The sequence below is a fragment of the Niallia sp. FSL R7-0271 genome, from assembly GCF_038005785.1.
In the GTDB taxonomy this organism is placed as follows: Bacteria; Bacillota; Bacilli; order Bacillales; family Cytobacillaceae; genus Niallia.
This window is the reverse complement of sequence record NZ_JBBOTZ010000002.1, coordinates 1096480-1120840: the sequence shown is the minus strand read 5'-3', so window position 1 is coordinate 1120840 and position 24361 is coordinate 1096480. Positions and strand designations below refer to the sequence as shown.

Below are 24361 nucleotides of genomic sequence, written 5' to 3'. Positions count from 1 at the left end.
AAAAACAGCTGAATAATATTTGGTTAAATCACCATGTTATTTAGCAGTAACACTAATAAAAGGAGGTAAAAAGATGGTAGGAATTATCATTGCTAGTCACGGTGAATTTGCCACTGGTATCATGCAATCTGGAGCAATGATCTTCGGAGAGCAAGAAAATGTAAAAGCAGTTACTTTGATGCCGAGCGAAGGACCTGATGATGTCAAAGCAAAAATGAAAGAAGCAATCGCCTCTTTCGACAACCAAGACGAAGTATTATTCTTAGTCGATCTTTGGGGTGGAACTCCATTCAACCAAGCCAACAGCTTGATTGATGAACACAAAGACAAATGGGCAATCGTTGCTGGTATGAACTTACCGATGTTAATTGAAGCATATGCATCACGCTTCTCGATGAACACAGCCCATGAAATTGCTGCCCATATTTTAGGAACAGCAAAAGAAGGGGTTAAAGTAAAACCGGAAAGCTTAGAACCAGCAGACACAACTGCTGCAGCTGCTGCCCAAAAACCTGTAAATGCAGGTGCGCCTGGTAAATTTGAATATGTGTTAGCACGTATTGATTCTCGTTTGCTTCACGGCCAAGTAGCAACAGCATGGACAAAAACGACACAGCCCACGCGTATTATTGTGGTATCTGATGCAGTGGCAAAGGATGAGCTTCGAAAGAAATTGATTCAGCAGGCTGCTCCTCCAGGTGTTAAAGCACATGTTGTACCAATCAAAAAAATGATCGAGCTTGCCAAAGACGATCAACATTTCGGCGGTCAACGTGCATTACTTCTGTTTGAAAGCCCGCAAGATGCACTTAGAGCGGTTGAAGGCGGTGTTCCATTAAAGACAATTAACGTTGGTTCCATGGCACACTCACCTGGTAAGGTTCAACCGAATAAGGTTTTGGCCTTTAGCCAGGAAGATATCCATACTTTCGCTAAACTGAAAGCAGCGGGCCTAAACTTTGATGTACGGAAAGTTCCGAACGATTCAAAAGGCAATATGGATGAAATTCTTAAAAAGGCTCAAGAGGAATTAAATAAACAAAAATAATCGTAAATAGAAAGAACGGGAGGACTAATAACATGGATTTAAATATGATTCAAATAATATTAGTCATTATCGTAGCATTTTTAGCTGGTGTAGAAGGTATCTTGGATGAATTCCACTTCCACCAACCTATCATTGCTTGTACGTTAATCGGCTTAGTTACAGGAGAATTAGTACCATGTCTTATTTTAGGTGGTACCCTGCAAATGATCGCTTTAGGCTGGGCAAACATTGGAGCTGCAGTAGCACCTGATGCTGCGTTAGCATCTGTGGCATCCGCAATTATACTAGTTTTAAGTGGACAGGGCGAAGCTGGCGTGTCCTCTGCAATCGCGATTGCTGTTCCTCTTGCAGTTGCAGGTTTATTGCTAACAATCATCGTTCGTACAATTGCAACAGCATTAGTACATTTGATGGATGCAGCAGCTAGAGAAGGAAACATTAGAAAAGTGGAAATGTGGCATATCGTTGCTATCTGTATGCAGGGCTTACGTATTGCTATTCCTGCTGTATTGATTTTAGCTATCGGAGCAGGTCCTGTTAGAGAATTGCTAGAAGCGATGCCAACATGGTTGACAAGCGGCTTAGCAATCGGCGGGGGAATGGTTGTAGCAGTTGGTTATGCAATGGTTATTAACATGATGGCTACGAAAGAAGTATGGCCATTCTTCGCAATTGGTTTCGTATTAGCGACAGTTTCACAAATCACACTTATCGGTCTTGGAGCTATCGGTGTGGCTCTTGCACTTATCTACTTAGCACTTTCTAAGCAAGGCGGCTCAGGTGGCGGCGGAAATTCCAACAATGGAGATCCACTAGGCGATATTATCGATAATTACTAAGAAGGAGGGGAATAAACAATGGAAAAAGAATTGAGATTATCAAAAAGAGATCGTATTTCTGTTTGGTGGCGTTCCACTTTCCTTCAAGGTTCTTGGAACTACGAACGTATGCAAAACGGCGGTTGGGCATTTTCAATGATTCCTGCCATCAAAAAATTATATAAAACAAAAGAAGATCGTGCAGATGCACTAAAACGTCACTTAGAATTCTTTAATACACACCCATATGTTGCTTCACCTATCATTGGTGTAACACTAGCACTTGAAGAAGAACGTGCTAACGGTGCACCTGTTGAAGATACAGCCATTCAAGGTGTTAAAGTCGGAATGATGGGACCTTTAGCAGGTATCGGAGATCCAGTTTTCTGGTTTACCATTAAACCAATCCTTGGTGCATTAGCAGCGTCCCTGGCATTGACTGGCAACATCCTTGGTCCAATTATTTACTTCTTTGCATGGAATATCATTCGAATGGCATTCACATGGTATACACAAGAATTTGGCTACAAAGCTGGTTCCAAAATTACAGACGACTTATCTGGTGGAATACTTCAAAGTATTACAAAAGGTGCCTCTATACTCGGGATGTTCATCCTCGGAGCGTTAGTTAACAGGTGGGTATCCGTCCAATTCACACCAACAGTATCATCTGTTGAATTAGACGAAGGTGCTTATATCGACTGGGATAACTTGCCTGCTGGAGCAGAAGGAATTAAAACCGCGCTGGAGCAGCAAGCAGCTGGTCTCTCCTTAGATCCAGTTAAAGTAACAACTTTACAAGCCAACTTAGACAGCTTAATCCCTGGTTTAGCAGGATTGCTGTTAACACTTCTTTGCATGTGGCTGCTGAAGAAGAAAGTTTCTCCAATCGTTATGATTCTTGGATTGTTCGCAGTTGGTATCGTATTCCATTTAATTCACTTGATGTAATTTAAATAGCACTTCCTGTTATGATGAAATGATTATAATAGGAAGTGCTTTATTTTTTATAAAGAAATCATGAATTAAAATCCTTCAATTAAAGCAGATTCTCGATTCCAAAAAATTCTTTGAATCCAGACTTCCCTCGCGCTGTAATCATGATTTCCCGAGAATTCTCTTTTGCTTCAATCCAGCCTAATTCAATATACCTCTCAAATAAACCGTTTCCTAATGCTCCTCCTAAATGATGAGTACGTTCACTCCAGTCAAGACATGCATGTGAAAAAGAGCGGCGTTTCTTAGATAAACCTACTAAATCTAATCCTAATTTTTGAAAAAAGGATTCTCCTTTTGCTGTTACGATGAATTGTTTATCACTTCTTTCTATGTATCCTGCATCTTCCATTATTTTTGTTAGTTGTACACTTACGCGTCCCGCTAGATGATCGTAACAGGTTCTCGCATTTTCTAGCCTTTTTAATTGACTTGATTGTTTTAATGAACGAATTTCTGGTGGTGGAGAGATAGACATTAATATCTCAAGTGTATTCGCTACTTCTTCATTTGCTAATCGAAAATATCTGAAACGTCCATTTTTTTCCGTAGTCACAAGATTATTTTCGACTAGTTTTGCAAGGTGGAAGCTGGCCGTTTGTGGTGTGATTTTGGCCATATATGCTAGTTCGCTGGCTGTATGGTACTTTCCATCCATTAAACCTGCCAGTATAGTTGCTCTTGATTCCTCTGTAAGTAAAGCGGTCAGGGCCGTAATATTCGGACTTATACTCAATTTTTAACACCTCTGTAATCCATACTTCGATAAGCATCGTATTATATAGCTCTTATAATAATAGTAAAGAAACGTAATCACAAGGGAGGGCAAGGTTTTAAATTTGGAGAAAAAAGCTTGGGAGGGTCTGAACAAATGACTAAATACAACTTTTTTATATTAATTATCTTGACTACTGCATTAATGGGCTCATCATTTGCCATCGGTAAAATAGGTTTAAGCTATTCAAGTCCTTTATTATTGGCTGGGTTACGATTTGTTCTTGCTGGCATTATTATGGCTGTTATCGTAAAGAAATTTAAAAGACCGCAGCCTAGTGGTTATAGAAATTGGCGAAGAGTCCTAATTATCGGAGCTCTACAAACAGCAGGCGTAATGGGGTGTATTTTTATTAGCTTAAGAACAATTACAGCCAGTGAATCTTCCATCCTAACTTTTATGAATCCTTTATTAGTAATTATTTTTGGGACTATTTTTATTGGTAACCGTTACAGATGGTATCAATGGAGCGGTGTTGTCCTAGGATTTGTTGGTGTTGGAATTATATTGGGCGGGATTAAGGATTTTAATATAGGCATAGTTTTTGGAGCTTTCTCCGCTGTTTTTTGGGCAATTTCAACATTATTAGTTAATAAGTGGGGGATGCATTTTGATACATGGGCACTTTCTGCCTATCAAATGCTATTTGGTGGGGGAATACTCCTCTTTTTAACTTTCTTACTCGAAGATCCTTTCTTTGATATCAATAAAAACTCGATATTAATTCTTTTATGGTTAAGTATCATGTCTTCAATCGTTCAATTTGCGGTATGGTATTTTCTCTTACAAAAAGGAGATCCAGGTAAAACAAGTTCTTATTTGTTTTTAGCTCCATTTTTTGGTGTTTTAACTGGGAATATATTGCTACAGGAGGTTATTTCTTATTCGCTTATAAGTGGAGGAATTTTCATTTTGTTAGGAATTTATCTTGTAAATAACAACTATAAGAAAGAAATTGTTAGCAGCAATAGTTATCCCTTACGATAAATCAAAATGTAGGAGGAGCGTTTAAAGATGGCAAATAAAACGTGGAAAGATTATTTTTATGAAATAATTAAGGCATTATTGCTTTATAAATAAGGAACCATTCGACGACTATGGAAAATACGAGTTTACGAAGTAAATACATACATTGTTAACAACTTCTGCTCAAGTTATCTAATGAATCATTTACTAACCTTATACGTATATTTAGAGGGAAAAGTGATTATTGCGGAGGTAGATAAATGGCAGGAAAAAAATTCAATCTATTATTATTATTTCAAATGATTTTGACGCCTATTGTTATGGTTATATGCATTTATAATGTAGTTACCCAAAATTTCACCTTGCAACCATTAGCGTTCCTACTTCTGAGTGCAATAGTCATTATTATCGGATTGCGAGAATATAAAAGAACGAAGAGTTTTAGGTGGGGTATCTTTTATCTATGCACATCGCTTTTTGTTTTATACGTAGCTGTCCAGGGGTTTATGTATAATTAATAATTTTATTATGTAATAAACATAGTGGGTTAATTCAAATGTAATTCCGGATTTTCAGCCATTTTAGTAAACAGAAAACATAAAGGGATTCTTGATAAGAAAGAGATTGTGACAAACCATTTGGAAAAAATACCGAAAACAAACCGGGAAAATCGGCTTAAGGATTTTCCCGGTTTTTATTATTTTATATGGTTGTTACATATAATCATAAACTGAATCAACAAAATAGAGCCAGTGATAATATTCAATCTGTGAATCCGTCATTTTGGCGGTTTCTTTCTCATTGAATAAATGCTGCTCAAGTAATTCTTGAACTTTTGAATTTCTTTCGATTCGGCTCATTATAAATCCTCCCTTTAGTTTGAGAAGTAACGAAGTTTTTGAATGTTATTGAAAACGTTTTCCTTATATGTTTATTATATATCTCAATATGAGATTAAACAAATATTAAAATTAGATGATTTTTCGAAAAATAATACGTAAATGTTATTTATCTTCATTCTTTATTAAGCATGACCGTATTTCTTAAGCTTTGTTCATTAGTGGGAAGGGAATGGATTTGTAGAATGGTTAATGCAATTTCAGGGTAACATTGTCAGGCAACCAATTCAGACCCTAATTTGGCTTTTGTGAATTGGCATGTTAATGAGGTGTTTCGAGGGCCCAGTTACGAGATTCATTAAATAATTTAAGCCTAGCCCATAATCAAACAGTAGGACGGTAATTTTGAAAAGGCCGTTCTGGTTTGCATTATGGGTAACCAATCATAGAGACTAAACTATAAAAAGATGAGTTATATATTCAATAAATCACCAAAATACTTAAGATTTTTCAGCAGGCTGCAGCTTAATAGTGACTATATTTAGACACTATAAATAAACCTTGATATAAAAGGTTTATTATCTAAGTTGAAACATAGATAATAATTGTTTGAAAAAGACAAGTGACTATTCATTGTCACCTTCTAATAACGAAATATGGCAATATCAATACTTCTCCTTTAGGAACGAAGAATGTTCAACTTAAATACATCCGAAAACCAATTATAATCAACAGCACAGACAGCATTTGCAAAATCACCGTGCCTGGAATTTTTCTCGACAGCAGCACACCGATCTGTGAACCGATAATTACGCCAATACTGCCCCATAAGACTGTGTTCCAATCAATACTGCTGTAGAACAATTGCGAAAAAACACCGACTAGAGAATAAATGGTTAAGGAGAAGATAGATGTTGCTGTAGCAATATGTGTTGGCAATTTAAAGGCGTAAATCAATATTGGAACTAGCAGCCAGCCGCCCCCAATTCCTAAGTAGCTTGAAAGGATGCCCATAAAAAACCCGATTGGGAGAATAGAGACTAATGGCAGACATGCAGTCTCCTTAAAATCAGGAGTTTTCTCAACTGCAGCAGCTACTTCATCTTCACCACTGCCTTCTTTGCTTAATAGCCGCCTTTTCTTTTTTAAGCTCGCAAATGGGGGATTTTTAGCAAATAGGAAAATCCCTAAAGCAACTAAAACTGTTGCGAATATGACATAAAAATAGCTGGATGAGTAGATTTGCAGGAGCCAAACTCCGAGTAGGGAACCAGGAATGGCGCCAGCGCTAAGTGTTAAGCCTGTATGATAAGAAATTCGTTTTTGTTTTGCATATCCTACAACTCCTGAGAGAGAGTTAATTAACACAATCACTAGACCAGAGCCGGCTGCAAGTTTTGGATCCATATGGAATATGAGCAGAAGAGCAGGTACAAAGATAAAGCCGCCGCCAGACCCAACTATTGTGCCGTAGCCTCCAGCAATGATGCCAACGATAACCAGTAAAATACAAATATAAATGTCCAAGATACTTTCCTCCTAACCCTTATAGATTAAGGCTATCAAAGGAATGAGTTATTGTATATTTGAATAATTTTATATCCTATAAGCAACTGTTATACCCATGACGGACAACCTAAAAAAGCAGGTGCTTCCTAGAAGCACCCTGCAAAAAATTAATGGCGAATATATTGAATGAAGTATTTTAACCCGGACTTTTTAAAGCGGTGAGATTTTTGCACCATCCATAAATCTCGGGAAATCAGGAAATTGCTTATTTTAACTTCATGCAATGTTCCGTATTGGATCTCCCTGGTAACCGTTAACTTTGGGAGTATGCTGACACCTAAGTCTGCTTCTACCGCACTTTTAATTGATTGATAGCTACCCAGCTCCATTGCACTTTTAATCTTTTCAAGTACGCCATGTTCAGCTAATGCAGACTCAACAATCACGCGTGTACCTGAACCAATTTCTCTCCAAATCATTTTTTCATCAAGCAATTCCTGAATACCTATTTGCTCTTTATTGCTCCAAGGATGGGCAGGAGAGGTTACAAGGATAAGCTCATCATCCGCAAACTTCTCTCGAATTAAGCTATCGTTATCAACCGCACCTTCAACAAAAGCAATATCGATTTCGTTATTTTCAAGTTTAGCTAAAACCGTAGGTGTGTTTCCGATCGAAAGACTGAATTTTAAGTCAGGATAGCTCTTGCTGAATTGTCCTAATAATCCTGGCAATAGGTATTCACCAATTGTGGAGCTGGCTCCAATATTTAAAACGATTTCCTCGTTTCCAGTCAATTCCTGGATAGCCTCAAAAGAAAGCTTAGAATACTCGACCATCTCTTTTGCATATGGATAAAGAATTTCACCTGCTTTTGATAAGGTCAATTTTCCAGCGTTTCTCTCAAACAGCTGTGCTTGATAGATTTCTTCGAGTTGTCTAATCTGCCTTGTCACAGCAGGCTGTGTAACAAAGCTTAGGCGGGCTGCTTGGCTGATTGTACCTTCCTCAACAACGAGGCAAAACATTTTTAAGCTGTCTATGTTCACATCACAACCTCCAATATAAATGAACGACTTTATAGTCAATATCCAATAGTTTATATAGTGAATTGTATCATTTTCTCTATGGAAGAGCTTATGTGTTTGCTTTTTCATATGCAAACAACAGAGACTAGTTAGGGACTTAATATAGTCTCCAAAGGATAATATTCAACAGAAATAAACTATAAAAAATTGACGAAAATCTTGAAAAAACGATAGCAATCAATAGGATAGTCACTATATATAGACACTATTGTGTATGCATTGATAATTCAACACTTATTAATAAAGATTCATTTTTGAAAAAGGTTAATTTAACAGCTAAAATTCTATTTAGAGGCATACTATGGTGACTTCAAAAATGCAATGATTTAAAAACTTGTCATAATAAGTCGAATTGTAGTGTTTTAGAGAGCCGTTAATGTCGATACTTATGATATAATTTAAGTAGTAATGAAGAACTAAATATCATCTGAATCAAATGCATCTAAAGCTTAAATATAGATAGTAAATTATACGCATCCAACAATTATCTTAATAAAAAGATAAAGCATTAATAAAAAATTAAACGGAATTATAAGAATCACAGCAAGCGGGTTACAGGGGGAAGCAGTTTGAACACATATATCGTAATGCAAGGAAGCAAGTATCATGAAGTAAGGGATTTAGGAATCATTTGGTCACCTCAAATAGATAAGGGCGGCAATATAGAACATTCCTGGGAAAGAATGAAGGAAGTTAAAAAGGGCGACCGGATTTTTCACTATGTGAAAGGAAATATTGTTGCTATCAGCATTGCTAAAGAGGACTGCATCGAATCAAGAAGACCTCTTGTTTTACAATCTGACCTTTTTGATGACGAAGTAGGCTACTTAGTTGAGCTAGAGTATTATGAGCTGGATAAATCAGTTAATGTAAAAGGGAAATTTGCGGAAATTCTTCCAGTGCTACCTTTAAAATATTCACCATTTCAAGAGGATGCTAGCGGCAATTCAGGCTACTTATATCCATGTAACGAAGAACTAGCAATCAAGTTACTAGAGTTAATCGGTGAATTGAACATCTATTTAATTGATACAGAGCAATTGGAATTATCCATGGATTATATTAAAGTAACAGAACATAATACTTTGATTCCAGTAATTGCCGAAACAGAGTCAGAGGTTAAAACAAAAATCAGACTAGGTCAGCAACGATTCAAAAAAGATTTGTTGCAACTGTGGGGCTGTAAGTGTGCCCTTTGTGATATAGACCTTCCAGAACTGCTGCGAGCAAGCCGCTCTAAGCCATGGAAAGACAGCACGAACGAAGAGCGAATTGATCCATATAACGGCTTACTGCTTTGCTGCAATCATGATGCATTATACGAAAACGGCAAAATAGCATTTGATGGGCAAGGAAGATTGCATATATCTCCTGAAATAAAGGAGGAGGACTACTTGAAATATAGCTTATTAACGAAGAAGAAGATTAAGCTGAACCCGGAGAATAAAGTGTATTTTAAGTGGCATAAGCGGAATGTATTTGGTAAAAATCAAGAACTTTCTTGAACAACTATTTAGAGGCTCATATAGAGCCTTTTTTTTGTGGGAAATTATAAAATTATTAAAAGCCATTTTATTAAAAATAAGTAGGGATTCCACTGGTAATAATTACTATGATAAAAATTGTAAGACTGTGGTAATATCTTCTTGGGTCTAATAGACCATTCTAGAAAGAAGATTACATAATAATAGTTTTAAAGGATAATTTGTATAGGTGAAAAGTTGAGGAGGATAACTAGAGCTTTAAGTAATTTGGAGGTAAAATGTGAAATTCTTAAAAATATTTTTTTGGATAACTATTGTCTTTTTTATACTTTCTTTTATAGTATTTTCCATACAATGTCTACTATCTGATTGGTGGAATATCATCTTATTATTAATTATTTTAGTAGCGATTTTTTGGATTAAAAAAAGGAGACAAAATCAGCAGTCTTTTTGGCAAGGGATAATAGTTATTATTATTTCGTTGCTTTTATTTGCCTGGTTTTACATTCCGTGCGTAATAGGGCATTACAAAGAATTATTCTCGGAATCAGATACTAAAGTAACAGAGTCTCATGAACAACATGATAGTAGTAATAGTATGTCTGATGAGAAGAAGGAAGAGGAAAAAGCAGAACAAGCAGAACAAGCTAAGAAAGAGCAAGAAGAAAAAGAAAAAGCAGAACAAGCTAAGAAAGAGCAAGAAGAAAAAGAGAAAGCGGAACAAGCTAAGAAAGAGCAGGAAGAAAAAGAGAAAGCGGAACAAGCTAAGAAAGAACAAGAAGAGAAGGAAAGAGTAGAACAAGCTAAAGAGCCAGAAATAGAGGGTACTTGTGACATAAAAGGTAATATTTCTAATTCTGGAGAGAAAATCTATCATATCAAGGGTGGAAGGTATTATGAGATTACTGATCCCGAGGAAACTTTTTGTTCAGAATCTGCGGCTATAGCTGCAGGATATAGAGAATCAAAAAGGTAGGAAATGAAGTTTTATTCAGATTCATATAATTATTATGTTCCTAATCAAGTCCTATTCAATGTTTTAATAAATCCTTTTTAAACTAATACACAATACTTTCTAGAAAATCGCTATATATTAACTATCTGAGATAGAGAATATAATAGTAACATACAATTTATAGGATAATTTTAATAATTGAGGGGAAACAATCGAATGAGAACAGTATTATATATAATGATGATTGGTTTGTTTTTTCTTGTTGCTTGTTCTGAGCAGCAAGAATCGAATAAATCTACTTCAAACCATGTATCAACAGAAGAAGAAATAGAAGTGTCTACAAGTGAAGCGGCTTCAAAAGAAGAATCAGGAGCGTTTGAGGAAGAGAATAAAGAAGAGGATGAAGAGACACCAGTAATCAGTGAAGAAGTAGCTGGCGACGCTGAGGAAAAAGTTTCTGAAGAATCCTCAGAGGAAGAGACTGAAGCAGAGGAAGAGACAACTCAACAAATTACGACAGATGAAATCAAAGAAATTATTGAGTACTATTCACTGGGAGAAGATGATTCCTTAGGAAATTATTCCTTAGAAAATGGAGAAATTAAGGCAACAGTGGAACTAGCTCCAAGTGAATTATTTCCTGCAGAAGATATGGCAGTAAATGCTTACAGTCAATTATCAGATGAGTTATTGTATTATGACGGTTGGGATTTATTAACGGTTACATATGCTGGTGTTGGAACTATTAGTATGAATCGAAACGAAAAAGAAACCAATGAATATGGTGATTATTTTCCTACATTGGTTATAGAAGATAGATTAAGCTATTAAAGACTTCTTAAAACAAATATAAGAAAACGAGAGCTAGGAAATTCATTCTAGCTCTTTTCGTATTTTAAGCTATCCTTGGAGAGTTGCGTCCATAATATATATAGACAAAAAGTTAAGATGTAATCAATTTAATTGGTTGAAGAATAGAGCTAAGTGAATTTTTTGAAATTTTGCATTTGACAATGAAAACGGTTTACGTTATGATTTTAGCAATAAGTGGCATTGTTACTAAATACTATATTTATAGTTTTGAGAATGCAGACAAAGTCTACATTCGCTGAATTTCAAGTTGATTAAAAATGATGGTCTTACAAGGCGCGAACCCTAAATCGGAGCGGAGTTACCCTGCGCATTCGAGACGGGGTGAGAATGCAGTAAGTGAGCGTTTGTCATCAGCTTCACAACTAAAATATAGATTTTTAGGCAAAACCCATTGAACGTTTTAGGCAATAAATATATGGGAGGTCGCCGTTTTGTTGATCCATAAGGTACTCAACAATAATGTTGTTATATGTAAAGATGCTGAACTGAACGATATTATTGTTACAGGCAAAGGAATCGCTTTTCAAAAGAATAAAGGCGATGAAATTGATACAGCATCTAACATGAAAGTCTATACCTTAAATAACTCAACGGTGAAGAAGAAGTTCCAGGAAGTAGTATCGAAGATTCCAATTGAGTATATGGATATTAGTGAGAAGATCATTGATTATGCCAAACGGTCAATTGGAAAGGAAATAAATGATACTATTTATGTTACTCTCACTGATCATATTTACAGTACATGTGAGCGCTATCGCCAGCAAATTAAGCTGAAAAATGATTTGTATTGGGATATTAAGCGGTTATATAAAGAAGAATTTAAAGTCGGTGAAAAAGCGGTTGATAAAATCAGACAAGTGTTCCAGCTGGATATACTTGATGATGAAGCAGCCTTTATAGCGATGCATTTCGTCAATGCTGAGCTCGATAATAACGTCAATGACGTTGCGAGCATTACAATCGTTATTAACGATATTTTAAATATCGTTAAATACCATTTTAAAATCAGCTACGATGAAGACAGTATTAGCTATGGCCGTTTTATAACCCATTTAAAATTCTTCAGTTATCGCATACTAACCCAAAAGCCCAGCTTAGTGGAAGACAGGGAGCTGTTAAGCATCATTGCAGACAGATTTCCTGAAGCGGAGAAGTGCGCACAGAAAATTGAAAAAATGCTGTTGGAGCATTATGATCATCAGTTAACCATCGATGAGAAATTTTACTTAATTATTCATATTGACAGAATTGTGAAAGAAAGTTGTTAGGATTGTTACCTTAAAGGCAAAACCTAAGCATTCACTAAAAGATTATTTTAGTGTTCATGCTTAGGTTTTTTTTCATACAAAAAGGAGGAAAAACCATGGATTATACAAAAACTGCCAAAGAAATATTAACGGAAGTCGGTGGAGAGGAAAATATAGTATCAGTCGTGCATTGCTATACAAGGCTGCGATTTACTTTAAAAGATGAGTCCTTTATTGAGGATAAAAAGGTGGAGGACATTGATGGTGTTCTCGGTATTATGAAGTCTGGCGGCTTGTACCAAGTCATCATCGGCAATGATGTCGCCAAATGCTATAAGGAATTAATGAAGATTACGAACTTAGATGATGACGATTCAAAACAGCCTGAGGGAAAAAAAGAAAAACAAAACATCATCAACCGCTTCTTTAATATGATTTCCGGCTGTATGGCACCAGTCTTACCTGCCTTAATTGCCGGAGGGATGATGAAGGTCGTTCAATTGATTATCGTCATGCTTGATATTTTGCCTGAAGAAAGTCAAAGCTATCGCTTATTTACAGCAATCGGTGATGCACCGTTCTTCTTCTTGCCAATCTTACTTGCTGCATCTTCCGCTAGATACTTCAAAGTGTCACAAACTTTGGCAGTAGCAGTAATTGGCGTTCTAGTATATCCAGACTTTATTACGATGATGGGGGAAGAAAGCGTTCACTTCTTCGGAATCCCAGTAACAGCAGCTTCCTATTCATATTCCGTCATACCTGTTTTGTTAATCGTTTGGGCCATGAGCTATATTGAACCATTTGTTGATCGCATTGTGCCAACAGTTGCGAAGAACTTCCTATCGCCATTGCTAGTTTTACTTATTTCTGCTCCACTCGCTTTTATCGTATTAGGACCAATTGGTGCGATTGCGAGTAATTATTTCACAGATGCACTGATGTTTATTTACGATACAACAGGCGTTCTTGCCGTAGTTCTGCTATCTGCATTTATGCCACTGATTGTACTTACAGGGATGCACCAGGCTTTTACACCAATTATTCTATCAAGCATTACAACACTAGGTTTTGATCCATTAATTTTAGTAGCACAGCTTGCGAGTAACTTATCTCAAGGAGGAGCATCACTTGCAGTCGGGATGAAATCAAAAGTGAAAAAACAAAAACAAATCGCTTATTCTGCAGCATTTTCTGCCCTATTAGGCGGAATAACAGAGCCAGCGATGTATGGGGTAACAGTTAAACTGAAAAAACCAATGATCGCATGTATCATTTCCGGCGGTTTAGTAGGTTTATTCACAGGATTATTTCAATTGAAAACATATGTTATGGCAACACCTGGCTTGATTTCAATCGGTGAATTTTTAGGCGGTGTCGGCAATAAAAATATCATTGTTGCGGTAATTGCAAGTGGTCTAGCAATTGTCCTGTCCTTTGCTCTAACATGGATTATTGGCTTTGATGAAAAAGAAGCAGAGGTTGAAACAACTAATAAACAGCAATCTAATACTGCAGCAACTTCAAAAACAGCTGAAAAAGAATTAGCGGTAGACAGTCCAGTCAGCGGCACATTTGTACCATTAACAGAAGTAAAGGATTCTACCTTTTCTAAAAAACTAATTGGTGACGGTATTGCTATCTACCCAGACCAAAATAAAATTGTAGCTCCGTTCGATGGAGAAATTGAAGCATTTTTTGATTCGAAGCATGCGATTGGTTTAAAAAGTGATGACGGCATCGAAATCCTTATTCATGTTGGCTTGGAAACAGTTAATCTTAACGGTCAATACTTTACTGGTCATGTTAAAAAGGGTGACCGAGTTAAAAAAGGTGATGTGCTGTTAACCTTTGATAGGAAAGCCATCCAAGAGGCCGGTTTTGATATAGTGACACCGATTATCGTAACAAATTCAGATGATTTTAATGTAACGATTCCTACATTGAATCATATCAGTAAGTTCGATGAAATCATCTATGTCAGCAAAGCTAATAATGCACTGGTTGGTTAATAAATAGTAATGAAAGCGAGGAAAATAACATGACAATAAAAGGATTTCCCAATAACTTTTTATGGGGCGGCGCAACTGCTGCCAATCAACTAGAAGGAGGCTGGAATCTTGGCGGTAAAGGGCCGAGCATTGCAGACATGTTTACAGGAGGCAATAAAGACAAAGCTAGAAGAATAACTCCAGAGCTTGAGCCTGATACATTTTACCCAAACCATGAAGCAGTCGACTTTTACCATCATTACCAAGAAGATATTCGTTTGTTCGCAGAAATGGGCTTTAAAGCATACCGTTTCTCTATCGCTTGGTCTCGTATCTTCCCAACTGGAGAAGAACAAGAACCAAATGCTGAGGGGTTAGCATTCTATCATAAAGTGCTCGACGAGTTAGAAAAATACGGAATTGAACCTATTGTAACAATGTCTCATTATGAAAACCCATTTCACCTTACAAAAACATACGGCGGCTGGAATAATCGCAAGCTTATTGATATTTTTATGCCATATGCGGAGTGTATTTTACGAGAGTACAAGGATCGTGTGACTTACTGGATTTTGTTTAATGAAATCAACTTGCTGACACAGCCAATGGGCGGTTATTTTGCTGGAGGCATGATTTTAGAAGGAGTTGAGAATGAGGAGGAGCTCCGGTATCAAGCGATGCATAACCAGCTTTTGGCCAGTGCGAAAACCGTTAAACTAGGAAAATCCATTTCTGCCAAATTCCAATTTGGCTGTATGATTGCATATGTTGGAGCTTACGCGTTAACTTGTAAGCCAGAAGACGTCAGAGCTCAGCAGCGAACAGACCAAATTCATAACTGTATTGCAGGAGACGTGCATGTTCGCGGTCAATATCCTGCATTTGCACATCGTTTTTTTGCCGAAAAAAATATTGATATCAACATGCAACCAGAAGATGAACAAATATTAAAAGAAGGAGTAGTAGATTATTATACCTTCAGCTATTACACAACAAACTGTGTGGCAGAGAATCCCGAAGGCGCAAAGGTGTCCGGCAACGGCAGCGGCGGCTTAATGAATCCGTATTTGAAAAACAGTGATTGGGGCTGGCCGATTGACCCAGAAGGAATTCGCTGGGCATTAAATAATATTTATGACCGCTATCAGCTTCCTGTGATGATAGTAGAAAACGGCTTAGGCGCAGTTGATGTGGTGGAAGAAGACGGCACTATTCATGATGATTATCGCATTGCCTATCTTGGGGCACATATTGAACAAATGAAGGAAGCAGTTAAAGACGGAGTCAAATTAATCGGCTATATGCCGTGGGGCTGTATTGATCTAGTGTCTGCATCAACAGGCGAAATGAAGAAAAGATATGGATTTATTTATGTAGACAAACACGACGATGGATCAGGAGACTTCGGTAGAAAGAAAAAGAAATCATTTGAATGGTATAAAAAAGTTATCGCATCAAACGGAGAACTGCTGGAAAATGAGGCCAAATAAAATCACCTTAATCATGATGCTACTCGGAATAACGCTGATAGGATTTTGTATCGCTGTATTTAGGTTAATCGCTTTTGGTACAGATCCTTATAGTGCTATGAACCTTGGGTTTACAAAGTTTACTCATCTATCCTATGGTACAACACAGCTAGTTGTAAACCTCGTATTGCTGTTGTTTCAACTATGCTTTGCGAAGAAAACAATGGGAATTGGCAGCTTCATAAACTTAATCTTATTAGCATATTTATCCGATTATTTTTTACTCATTTTAAACGCAATACCTTTAAACTATGAAATTCTTCATATTCGCATACTGCTTTTACTTGTAAGTTTAATATGCTTAACATTAGCTATCTCGCTCTATACAATCAGTGATTTAGGCATTGCCCCATATGATTGCCTATCTATTTATATGTCCGAGCGCTGGGGAATAAAATATCATTGGTGCCGGATAATGACAGACTCTACATGTATTGCATTTGCCTTTTTATTAGACAGCGAAATAGGGGTTATAACTCTTTTTCTAGCATTATGCACAGGACCGTTCGTTGCTTACTTTAATAAGAATGTAAGCATTCCGTTAAGGTTAAAGTATGATGGTATATATCGGACGGCACATAGTTTAATTCCGCCAAAAGCAAATGAAATTGGAGGCGGTGCTTAGAACCCCCTAGTTGACCCTTCCGATACACGGGAGGGTTTATTGAGTTTGTATAAACCATGATGTAAATGTGTGTATATAAGCAAATATTTAAAATGGATATTTAATCCATGTCAATTAGTACTCCAATTATAGTAAAATAGGGCTATTGATGTAATTAAGGAGAAATACAATGTCAAAAAAGAATTTTCTTTATTTATATATAGTAGTCAGTTTACTATGGATCTTCGGAACAGATTATTTACTAAATTTTGTCGACAGTAAATCGACTATGCTGTTTCTGCAAAAATTAAAAGGAATTTTATATGTTTGTTTTACTAGTATTCTTATTTATGTTCTCATTGTCAGAAAAGAGGAATTCGAAACCGTAACAGAAGAGAAAAAACAGCTGCAAACGCTGATTAATTCAATGGTTGATTTTGTGAAGTTTAAAGACGGAGACGGCCGGTGGCTTGAGGTAAATGAAGCTGGTTTGAAGTTTTTTCAGCTAGAAGGTCTCGATTTTAGAGGGAAAACGGATTCCGAAATGGCGAAGTTTACAGACTTTTATCATGATGCACTTGTTAGCATTGAACAATCAGATGAAGAAGCATGGAAGTCTGGCAAAGTTACGCGGCATTTAGAATATCTCTCACTTCCTAATGGGGAAATGAGAACATTTGATACAATAAAAGTCCCTAATTTCAATGATGATGGAAGCCGCCATTCATTAGTAATAATTGGCCGTGATATTACAGATCATCTAATGACAGAAAAGGACTTGAGCACAACAAAGCAGCAATATCAGTCCCTCTTTGAAAATAACCCGGATATGGTGTATGTCCTTGATTTAGACGGAAAAGTAGTGAATGTAAATCGCCAGTTTGAGAAAATAACAGGCTACAGTGCAGAAGAGTTTATTGGCAAAGAAATCGTCAGCTTAGTTACAGACGAATTTCAAGAACTTCTCAGGAACTCATTATTATCTCATGTTCTTCAAGGCAAATCATCTACAAAAGAAACAAAAATTAAAAAAAGAGATGGCAGTATCAGTGATATATCCTGTACTACTTTTCCGATGATGTTGGACGGAGAAATCGTCGGTGTTATAGGTTATGGCAGAGATGTTACCGCAATAAAAGAAACGGAAGCGATGCTCCGCAAAGCAGAAAAGCTGTCTGTCGCTGGTGAATTGGCAGCAAGTGTTGCCCATGAAATCAGAAATCCACTTACCTCCATACGCGGATTTATTCAGCTAATGAAATCAGATAACAAACCATCAGACAAAACCTTTCATCAAATTGTCTTAGATGAAATCGACCGAATTAACGATATCGTTAGTGAGCTATTATTACTAGCAAAACCACAAGAACTGGCATATGAAAAAGCAAGAGTAGAAAGCATTATGAGCTCTGTATTTGGATTGCTTGAATCTCAATCAAATCTGTATGGAGTAGAAACAAAATTAGAAGTACTAGGCGCACTCCCAGAAATAGATTGTGAGCCAAACCAATTAAAACAGCTGTTCATTAACATTATTAAAAATTCAATCGAAGCAGATTCCAACAAAGTAAACATCACCATGAAAAATACAAAAGACGGCTTCATCCGAATAAAAGTAAAGGACGATGGCTGCGGAATAGAAAAGGACAGAATCAAACGACTCGGAGAACCATTTTATTCAGCAAAAGAAAAAGGAACAGGCTTAGGGTTAACGGTCAGTTACCGGATTGTTCAGGCACATAAAGGAAAAATCCGTTATGCAAGTGAGGTTAATGAAGGTACAGAAGTGGAGATTTTGCTCCCGATTAGCATAGATTAAAGAGTAGGGACATTTTAGCTTTTCTAAAATGTCTTTTTCTTATTTGAAGAAAGGAATCGAACGTACATATTTATGCTAAATAATCTAAAATATTCAATATGTTATATTAGGTGAGGTGATCCTACTGAAAAAAGCGTCAGTCCTTATACTCATTTTTATAGTTTTGCTATTAGGGGCATGTAATCAAGCAAAAAGCAATGTTTATTATGCAATGATAGTTGTAGCCAATAACAAAGAATATAATGGAAGTGAAACGGTCTGGGATGACAATATTAAAATCGGAGAAATGTTAGGTGAGGTTGAAAAAAAGACGCCAGCAGATGTAATGCCGGAAAATAAACAGTCAAATTATTTCAAAGTTGGATCAAAAATTTATTCGGTTAAAGGTACAGACCAATTTATTATTGTTAGAGACAACGAAAATGGAGAGCATTTATTAGAGAGGGCGCCAAGGGATGAAGAATCTCCTTAATGTTCAAAACATTGCAGAATAAATACCATAAACCTCAAAAATTGTTTTAACATTTATTTTAGAGTTCCTTTTAGCATAGGAGTTATCACTTCTAATATTGTTCATAAGATTTGAGTGTGTCAATTAAGTGTTAATAATACTACCTATATAATCATAGTTGAAATAAAAACTAGGAACATAGAAAAGCCTACTCTCAGCATAATGGCAAAGGAGTAGGCTTTTTATTTGAAAAAATTTTGAATAGACTATGTACGTTGAAAAAGATTACATATATCCTAATAATTGGGTATTTATTAATTTTATGTAAATATATTGTAAAAAATAGAAAACTCCACTGTGAGTATTTTTATCGATATTTCACTATTAATTAGTATTAATTCCCCTTTCAGTCATAACTTTTTAGTACAGGTAAGCAGCAAGAAAGGAGCATACAAATTGAAGGAAAGTAAACCAAAGATTACGTGGATAGGGGTAGTATTAATTTTTGTTGTTTGCATGGTGATTGCTGGATTCACTAAACCAAGAGGTAGAGTTGATTCAACAGAAAGCATGGAAACAGACAAACCCTATGATTTTGAACTAACGCATTTTAATGATAATTTCGGTCATTTTATCAATGTTTTTCGCAACCAGGATTTATGGCAGTACTAACTTTTTTGCGTATCTAAACAGAAGGTTAGGAGATTCTCCTAATCTTTTTTATGTATTTATCATACTTGCAGCTATAATAACACGACATATGAAACTTTCATGGACCCTGTATCGTATCCTATATAACATATTTTTACAGAGGGAGAGGACGGAAGTTGTACAGATTTTTAACGGCAGCGCTATCTGTCATTATATTCGGTTTGTTTTACGCTTGGTTTTCTTACGTTCCTGTTGCGAATCAAAATGAGGACGTTCTTTATTTTAGTTTTTTCGATATCTTCCTCTTTTTCTTTCTTATTGCTGGACCTATTTATTTCATTGCAGCAGTACCTACTTCGATTTTTCTTGATAACCTGCTATTAAGGGTCACTTCCACATCTAAAATGTTGAATTATTGCATAGGTATAGGTTTATACTCTATTGCAGGAGCAATTTTAGGTTTTTTTTACGTTATTATTTATAATGAGAATATTAATAAGTTTGTATTACGAGAAGAGTATCCGTATATTGTATGCTGCTTAGCAGCAGCTTTGCTATATTACCACCTGTCCCTATTGTTAACACCAATACTAAAGAAATACTAACTTTTGGTTGGTGCTGTAAAGTTTGGACAAACAGAAGGAACCAACTGTGAAAATTAATTGAGGAACATATCCTATAGCTTCTATCACTCAAGATAGAGGCTTTTTACTATATCCTCAAATGAAGAAAGGTTTTAATACTTAAGAAAACAGGTAAACAAAATGGAAACATAGTGAATTTTAGCGGATTAATAAAAAACTTACTTTTTTTTAATCCAATTTTAATTCTACTAGTATAGTATTTCTCTTTATGAGCATATTAGAATTTGACTATCTAGTCGTTCTCTGTTGACTTATAAAGGAAAACTAAATAAAAGGAGAAAAGACAATTGAATACTATTGCTAAAGCTGCAACGAAACCTTCTAGTACAACACCAATATTTGCTGTTTTGCTAGCAGGGGCTTTTGTTGCGTTTTTAAATCAGACGGTTATAAATGTAGCGTTGCCTGATATTATGTCTCATTTTAAAATTGATGCAGTGCAAGCGAACTGGTTAAGTACGATATTTTTGTTAACGAATGGTATCGTTATTCCGGTTACTGCCTTTTTGATGGAGAGATTTACGACAAGGCAATTATTTTTATTTTCAATAGGAGTATTTGCTGTTGGTACATTAATCTGTGCAATGGCTGGCACGTTCCCAATCATGCTTGTTGGACGGGTAGTACAAGCAATCGGTGCGGGTATTTTATTCCCATTAATTACGAATGTGATTTTCACTATTTTCCCACTAAATAGACGCGGATTTGCCATGGGTATCTTCGGTGTGGCAATGAACTTCGCTCCTGCAATTGGTCCTACATGGGCTGGCTGGATTATTGAATCCTACAATTGGCGCGTTATCTTTTACATTATTGCTCCAATTGCTCTCATCGACTTTATTCTTGCGATCTTCTTCGTGAAAAATGTCACACAAACAAGCAGACCAAAGTTAGATTCCTTAGGAGTTATTCTTTCAACAATTGGATTTGGCGGAATTTTATACGCTTTTTCAACAGCTGGATCAAAGGGTTGGTCTTCAACAGAAGTAGTAACAATGTTTATCATTGGCGGCATCAGCCTTATCCTGTTCGTATGGCGTCAGCTTGTTGTTAAGCATCCAATCTTAGAGTTCAGGATTTTCAAGTACAAGCTGTTCACATTAACAACAATCATCAACGTTGCTGTTACAATGTCCATGTTCTCTGGAATGATTTTAATGCCGATTTACATGCAAAACATCCACGGTTTCAGCGCTTTAGAAGCTGGCTTCATGCTGTTGCCTGGCGGAATTGTAATGGGGATCATGTCTCCTATCACAGGTAAACTGTTCGATAAATATGGCGCAAAATGGCTTGCTATTATCGGATTGGCAATTACAATGGTGACAACATTTGCGTTAACAAGATTAGAAGTAGACACAAGTTATTCCTATATTCTATGGGTTTATACAATTAGAATGTTCGGTATGTCTCTCATCATGATGCCAATCTTTACTGCAGGACTTAATGATTTAGGTCTAAGCTTGAATAAATATGGAACTGCTATGGTTAACACATTCCGAATGGTTGCTGGCGCAATCGGCATGGCCTTCTTCGTATCAATCATGACAGATCAAGGCACAAACCATGCTAAAGACTGGATGAAGCTGCATAACATACTGCCGACAGATAAGCTTGGCATGGCTCAAGCAGCGAAGGAAGGAACAGTCATGGGAATCAATGATGCCTTTATGATTGCCACTTACTTGACAATAGTTGCATTTTTGTTGGCTTTCTTTATTAAAGGATCTAAGCCTGGAGAGAAGAAAGCTTAATATAATACGTTAGAGCGTTGAGAATTCTCAACGCTCTTTAATTTTTTCGGAAAGTAGTACATGCCCATTGCATGCTACTTCCATCTATAAAATTACCTAAGTTGATTTGCCTTTGGAATAATCTATGCTATAATTTCATAAATACTACAAATGTAGTTTTGTATTAATTACTACATTTGTAGTATTATAAAAAAAGAAAAGAAGTGATTGAGCTTGAATAGTAGAGTCGAAAACAATCGTAAGAAATTTAAACCTTATTTACTATCGTTTTTAATCATTTTATTGAGTATCGGGGGGATTTATTTAGTTCTAACATTACTGAACAAAAATGATTATGCTTCATTCGAAGGAGCAGCAAAAGGTTATATTCAAATTTTAGAAAAAAAGGAGTATAAGAAGTTAAACAATGTACTCGATGAACAATCATATAAATCGTTAGATTATACATTGGCAGAAGTAACAGATAAATATAATCGTATATTCAATGGTTTAAATATAACGGATATACATGCTTCACAGATTTCATTAGAAAAGGTGAAAACCAATCTTTATGAATTGTCTTATCAATTAAGCTTCACAACTCCTTTAGGAAGTTTAGAGAATTTGAAATATAAAACAGAAATAATTAAGTCGGATGATAATTATGTAGTGAAGTGGGAACCTTCGTTAATTTTCCCTGGCATGGAAGGCAAAGATAAAATAGCATATCAATACTTTAAAGCAGAACGAGGAGAGATTCAAGATCATCTAGGGAATGGCTTGGCAATCAATGAAAACTTTAAGTCGATGGGAATTGTTCCGAAGGATTTAGGCGAAGGACAGGAAAAAGAGGATAATCTTCAAAATATAAGCGAACAATTTGATCTATCGCTAGAAGAAATAAATAAAAAGCTAGATCAAAGCTGGGTCAAAGATGATTTATTTGTTCCGATGAAAACAATGGAAGCAAGTAAAGCGAAACAAGTGACAGGAGTGTCCTATCAAACTATTAAACTGCGGTATTATCCTTTGAAAGAAGCGGCCGCGAATTTAATTGGTTATATCGGAAAAGTAACGAAAGAAGATATCGATAAAAATCCCCGTTTAGCTGATGGAGATATGATTGGAAAAGCTGGCTTGGAAATGGCCTTTGATAAGCAATTGCGTGGCAAGGACGGTGGAGAGATATCAATTGTTGCTGCAAATGGCGAAAAGAAGCAAGTCATTCAACAAGTAGAAAAAGCAGATGGAGAAGATATTCAGCTGACAATTGATTCTTACATACAATCAGAAGCATTTAAACAATTTGCTGGCAAAGCAGGCTCAACTGTTGTCATGAACCCGAAAGCAGGCGGGCTATATGCTTTAGTAAGTTCTCCGTCCTATGATCCTAATAAAATGGTTCAAGGCATTTCTCAACAGGACTATGATTTCTATGCGAAGGACGAGGATAAACCATTTATTTCCCGATTTGCGGTTGGCTATGCACCTGGCTCAACATTCAAAACAATAACCGCCAGTATTGGCCTTGATGCTAATGTCACTTATCCAGATAAGCTCCGACAAATAAATGGATTGAGCTGGAAAAAGGATGGAAGCTGGGGAGGCTATTCCGTTACCCGCGTTTCCGATGTGCAAAATGTAGATATGCACAAGGCGTTAATTTATTCTGATAATATTTATTTTGCGCAAGAGGGACTGGAAATGGGAGAAGACGTGTTTAGAAATGGGTTAAGTAAGTTTATTTTCGGCGAAGAGTTAGAATTGCCAATAGCCATGAATCCAGCACAGATTTCTAGTGAAAAAACATTTAAATCGGATATCCTTCTGGCAGATACGGCTTATGGTCAAGGAGAATTATTGATTAATCCTATTCAACAGGCTGTCATGTACACTGTTTTTCAGAATGAAGGGAAAATAGTTTATCCGACATTACTCGCAGATAATGGCAGTACCAAAACAAAAGAAGCTATTTTAAGTTCAACAGCGGCAGAAATGGTAAGAAGCTTAAAAGAAGTGGTAAGCAATCCAAATGGTACCGCACATCTGCTTTATAACCCACAATATCAGCTAGCTGCAAAAACGGGAACAGCAGAATTAAAATCGAAACAAGGCGAAAAAGGCAATGAAAACAGCTTTTTGCTCGCCTTTGATACAGAGCAAGATAATTTTCTGATGCTTTCTCTTGTAGAGAATTATACAAAAGGAAGCTCAGCCACCCAACTGAATAAATCATTAATCGAAAAGCTGTATGCCTATTTTGGGATGCAGTAAGGGGAAGTTAAATGAGAACGATGCTTTAAGCAACGAAGCCTTCATGCTATAATAAATACTACAGATG

General features: G+C 36.4%; 22 protein-coding genes. 18 read left to right on the top strand and 4 right to left on the bottom strand.

The genetic code is table 11. The features are described 5' to 3' along the window. The first annotated feature begins 73 nt into the window (after positions 1-73). From MKX82_RS25615 to MKX82_RS25605, 3 genes are read left to right on the top strand one after another with little or no spacing between them, the layout of a single operon-like run. On the top strand, positions 74-1048 hold the full coding sequence (locus MKX82_RS25615; protein WP_341081093.1) for a mannose/fructose/sorbose PTS transporter subunit IIA: 975 nt from the start codon (positions 74-76) through the stop codon (positions 1046-1048). Positions 1049-1080: 32 nt separating this feature from the next. Continuing rightward, on the top strand, positions 1081-1887 hold the full coding sequence (locus tag MKX82_RS25610; protein ID WP_233315148.1) for a PTS mannose/fructose/sorbose transporter subunit IIC: 807 nt from the start codon (positions 1081-1083) through the stop codon (positions 1885-1887). Between the two features lie 18 nt (positions 1888-1905). Then, the gene (locus MKX82_RS25605; protein WP_233315149.1) at positions 1906-2817 is read left to right on the top strand and encodes a PTS system mannose/fructose/sorbose family transporter subunit IID; all 912 of its coding nucleotides are present in this window, start codon (positions 1906-1908) and stop codon (positions 2815-2817) included. Between the two features lie 88 nt (positions 2818-2905). Here the strand turns inward: MKX82_RS25605 and MKX82_RS25600 are convergent, their stop codons facing one another. Then, complete coding sequence (locus MKX82_RS25600; RefSeq protein WP_341081091.1) at positions 2906-3598, bottom strand: ArsR/SmtB family transcription factor; 693 nt, start codon at positions 3596-3598, stop codon at positions 2906-2908. Positions 3599-3733: 135 nt separating this feature from the next. On the opposite strand from MKX82_RS25600, the gene MKX82_RS25595 reads away from it, so the two are divergent. Together MKX82_RS25595 and MKX82_RS30500 are read left to right on the top strand one after the other, a co-directional pair. After that, the gene (locus MKX82_RS25595; RefSeq protein ID WP_341081089.1) at positions 3734-4624 is read left to right on the top strand and encodes a DMT family transporter; all 891 of its coding nucleotides are present in this window, start codon (positions 3734-3736) and stop codon (positions 4622-4624) included. Between the two features lie 239 nt (positions 4625-4863). Next, positions 4864-5121: a DUF3953 domain-containing protein gene (locus tag MKX82_RS30500; RefSeq protein ID WP_445738859.1), complete on the top strand. Its 258-nt coding sequence runs from the start codon at positions 4864-4866 to the stop codon at positions 5119-5121. Positions 5122-5316: 195 nt separating this feature from the next. On the opposite strand, the gene MKX82_RS25590 is transcribed toward MKX82_RS30500, so the two are convergent. From MKX82_RS25590 to MKX82_RS25580, 3 genes are all read right to left on the bottom strand, one after another. Beyond that, complete coding sequence (locus tag MKX82_RS25590; protein WP_233315152.1) at positions 5317-5463, bottom strand: BH0509 family protein; 147 nt, start codon at positions 5461-5463, stop codon at positions 5317-5319. A 675-nt stretch (positions 5464-6138) separates the two neighbouring features. Next, complete coding sequence (locus MKX82_RS25585; RefSeq protein ID WP_341081088.1) at positions 6139-6969, bottom strand: sulfite exporter TauE/SafE family protein; 831 nt, start codon at positions 6967-6969, stop codon at positions 6139-6141. A 149-nt stretch (positions 6970-7118) separates the two neighbouring features. Beyond that, positions 7119-8000, bottom strand: a complete 882-nt coding sequence (locus MKX82_RS25580) for a LysR family transcriptional regulator (RefSeq protein WP_251645741.1) — start codon at positions 7998-8000, stop codon at positions 7119-7121. A gap of 608 nt (positions 8001-8608) precedes the next feature. Here MKX82_RS25580 and MKX82_RS25575 point away from each other — a divergent pair. From MKX82_RS25575 to pbp4, 13 genes are all read left to right on the top strand, one after another. Then, positions 8609-9544 (top strand): HNH endonuclease, encoded by a 936-nt coding sequence (locus MKX82_RS25575; RefSeq protein WP_341081086.1) that lies wholly within the window; start codon positions 8609-8611, stop codon positions 9542-9544. A 259-nt stretch (positions 9545-9803) separates the two neighbouring features. Next, the gene (locus MKX82_RS25570; protein ID WP_341081085.1) at positions 9804-10499 is read left to right on the top strand and encodes a DUF3810 family protein; all 696 of its coding nucleotides are present in this window, start codon (positions 9804-9806) and stop codon (positions 10497-10499) included. A 195-nt stretch (positions 10500-10694) separates the two neighbouring features. After that, positions 10695-11309: a hypothetical protein gene (locus MKX82_RS25565; protein WP_233315157.1), complete on the top strand. Its 615-nt coding sequence runs from the start codon at positions 10695-10697 to the stop codon at positions 11307-11309. 473 nt (positions 11310-11782) lie between these two features. After that, positions 11783-12619 carry a BglG family transcription antiterminator LicT gene (gene licT, locus MKX82_RS25560; RefSeq protein WP_341081084.1) on the top strand — a complete coding sequence of 279 codons (837 nt, stop codon included), beginning with the start codon at positions 11783-11785 and terminating at the stop codon, positions 12617-12619. Between the two features lie 95 nt (positions 12620-12714). After that, complete coding sequence (locus tag MKX82_RS25555; protein WP_233315159.1) at positions 12715-14610, top strand: beta-glucoside-specific PTS transporter subunit IIABC; 1896 nt, start codon at positions 12715-12717, stop codon at positions 14608-14610. Positions 14611-14639: 29 nt separating this feature from the next. Further along, a complete protein-coding gene (locus MKX82_RS25550; protein ID WP_341081082.1) occupies positions 14640-16079 on the top strand; it encodes a glycoside hydrolase family 1 protein in 1440 nt (479 codons plus the stop codon). Beyond that, positions 16066-16743, top strand: a complete 678-nt coding sequence (locus MKX82_RS25545; RefSeq protein ID WP_341081674.1) for a YczE/YyaS/YitT family protein — start codon at positions 16066-16068, stop codon at positions 16741-16743. Before MKX82_RS25550 ends, MKX82_RS25545 begins: the two co-directional genes overlap by 14 nt. Positions 16744-16912: 169 nt before the next feature. Next, complete coding sequence (locus tag MKX82_RS25540) at positions 16913-18541, top strand: PAS domain S-box protein (RefSeq protein ID WP_233315162.1); 1629 nt, start codon at positions 16913-16915, stop codon at positions 18539-18541. Between the two features lie 163 nt (positions 18542-18704). Continuing rightward, on the top strand, positions 18705-19013 hold the full coding sequence (locus MKX82_RS25535; protein ID WP_341081079.1) for a hypothetical protein: 309 nt from the start codon (positions 18705-18707) through the stop codon (positions 19011-19013). 435 nt (positions 19014-19448) lie between these two features. Further along, positions 19449-19664 (top strand): hypothetical protein, encoded by a 216-nt coding sequence (locus MKX82_RS25530; protein ID WP_233315164.1) that lies wholly within the window; start codon positions 19449-19451, stop codon positions 19662-19664. 155 nt (positions 19665-19819) lie between these two features. Beyond that, positions 19820-20248, top strand: a complete 429-nt coding sequence (locus tag MKX82_RS25525) for a hypothetical protein (RefSeq protein ID WP_233315165.1) — start codon at positions 19820-19822, stop codon at positions 20246-20248. Between the two features lie 326 nt (positions 20249-20574). Further along, positions 20575-22041 carry a DHA2 family efflux MFS transporter permease subunit gene (locus MKX82_RS25520; RefSeq protein ID WP_251645768.1) on the top strand — a complete coding sequence of 489 codons (1467 nt, stop codon included), beginning with the start codon at positions 20575-20577 and terminating at the stop codon, positions 22039-22041. A gap of 213 nt (positions 22042-22254) precedes the next feature. Continuing rightward, positions 22255-24294: a penicillin-binding protein PBP4(5) gene (gene pbp4, locus MKX82_RS25515; RefSeq protein ID WP_341081075.1), complete on the top strand. Its 2040-nt coding sequence runs from the start codon at positions 22255-22257 to the stop codon at positions 24292-24294. Positions 24295-24361 lie beyond the last annotated feature (67 nt).

What these genes read in the sequence shown, in the direction of transcription:
- MKX82_RS25615 (WP_341081093.1), top strand. Translation starts at nt 74, where the DNA reads ATGGTAGGAATTATCATTGCTAGTCACGGTGAATTTGCCACTGGTATC.
- MKX82_RS25610 (WP_233315148.1), top strand. Translation starts at nt 1,081, where the DNA reads ATGGATTTAAATATGATTCAAATAATATTAGTCATTATCGTAGCATTT.
- MKX82_RS25605 (WP_233315149.1), top strand. Translation starts at nt 1,906, where the DNA reads ATGGAAAAAGAATTGAGATTATCAAAAAGAGATCGTATTTCTGTTTGG.
- MKX82_RS25595 (WP_341081089.1), top strand. Translation starts at nt 3,734, where the DNA reads ATGACTAAATACAACTTTTTTATATTAATTATCTTGACTACTGCATTA.
- MKX82_RS30500 (WP_445738859.1), top strand. Translation starts at nt 4,864, where the DNA reads ATGGCAGGAAAAAAATTCAATCTATTATTATTATTTCAAATGATTTTG.
- MKX82_RS25590 (WP_233315152.1), bottom strand. Translation starts at nt 5,463, where the DNA reads ATGAGCCGAATCGAAAGAAATTCAAAAGTTCAAGAATTACTTGAGCAG.
- MKX82_RS25565 (WP_233315157.1), top strand. Translation starts at nt 10,695, where the DNA reads ATGAGAACAGTATTATATATAATGATGATTGGTTTGTTTTTTCTTGTT.
- MKX82_RS25555 (WP_233315159.1), top strand. Translation starts at nt 12,715, where the DNA reads ATGGATTATACAAAAACTGCCAAAGAAATATTAACGGAAGTCGGTGGA.
- MKX82_RS25550 (WP_341081082.1), top strand. Translation starts at nt 14,640, where the DNA reads ATGACAATAAAAGGATTTCCCAATAACTTTTTATGGGGCGGCGCAACT.
- MKX82_RS25545 (WP_341081674.1), top strand. Translation starts at nt 16,066, where the DNA reads ATGAGGCCAAATAAAATCACCTTAATCATGATGCTACTCGGAATAACG.
- MKX82_RS25540 (WP_233315162.1), top strand. Translation starts at nt 16,913, where the DNA reads ATGTCAAAAAAGAATTTTCTTTATTTATATATAGTAGTCAGTTTACTA.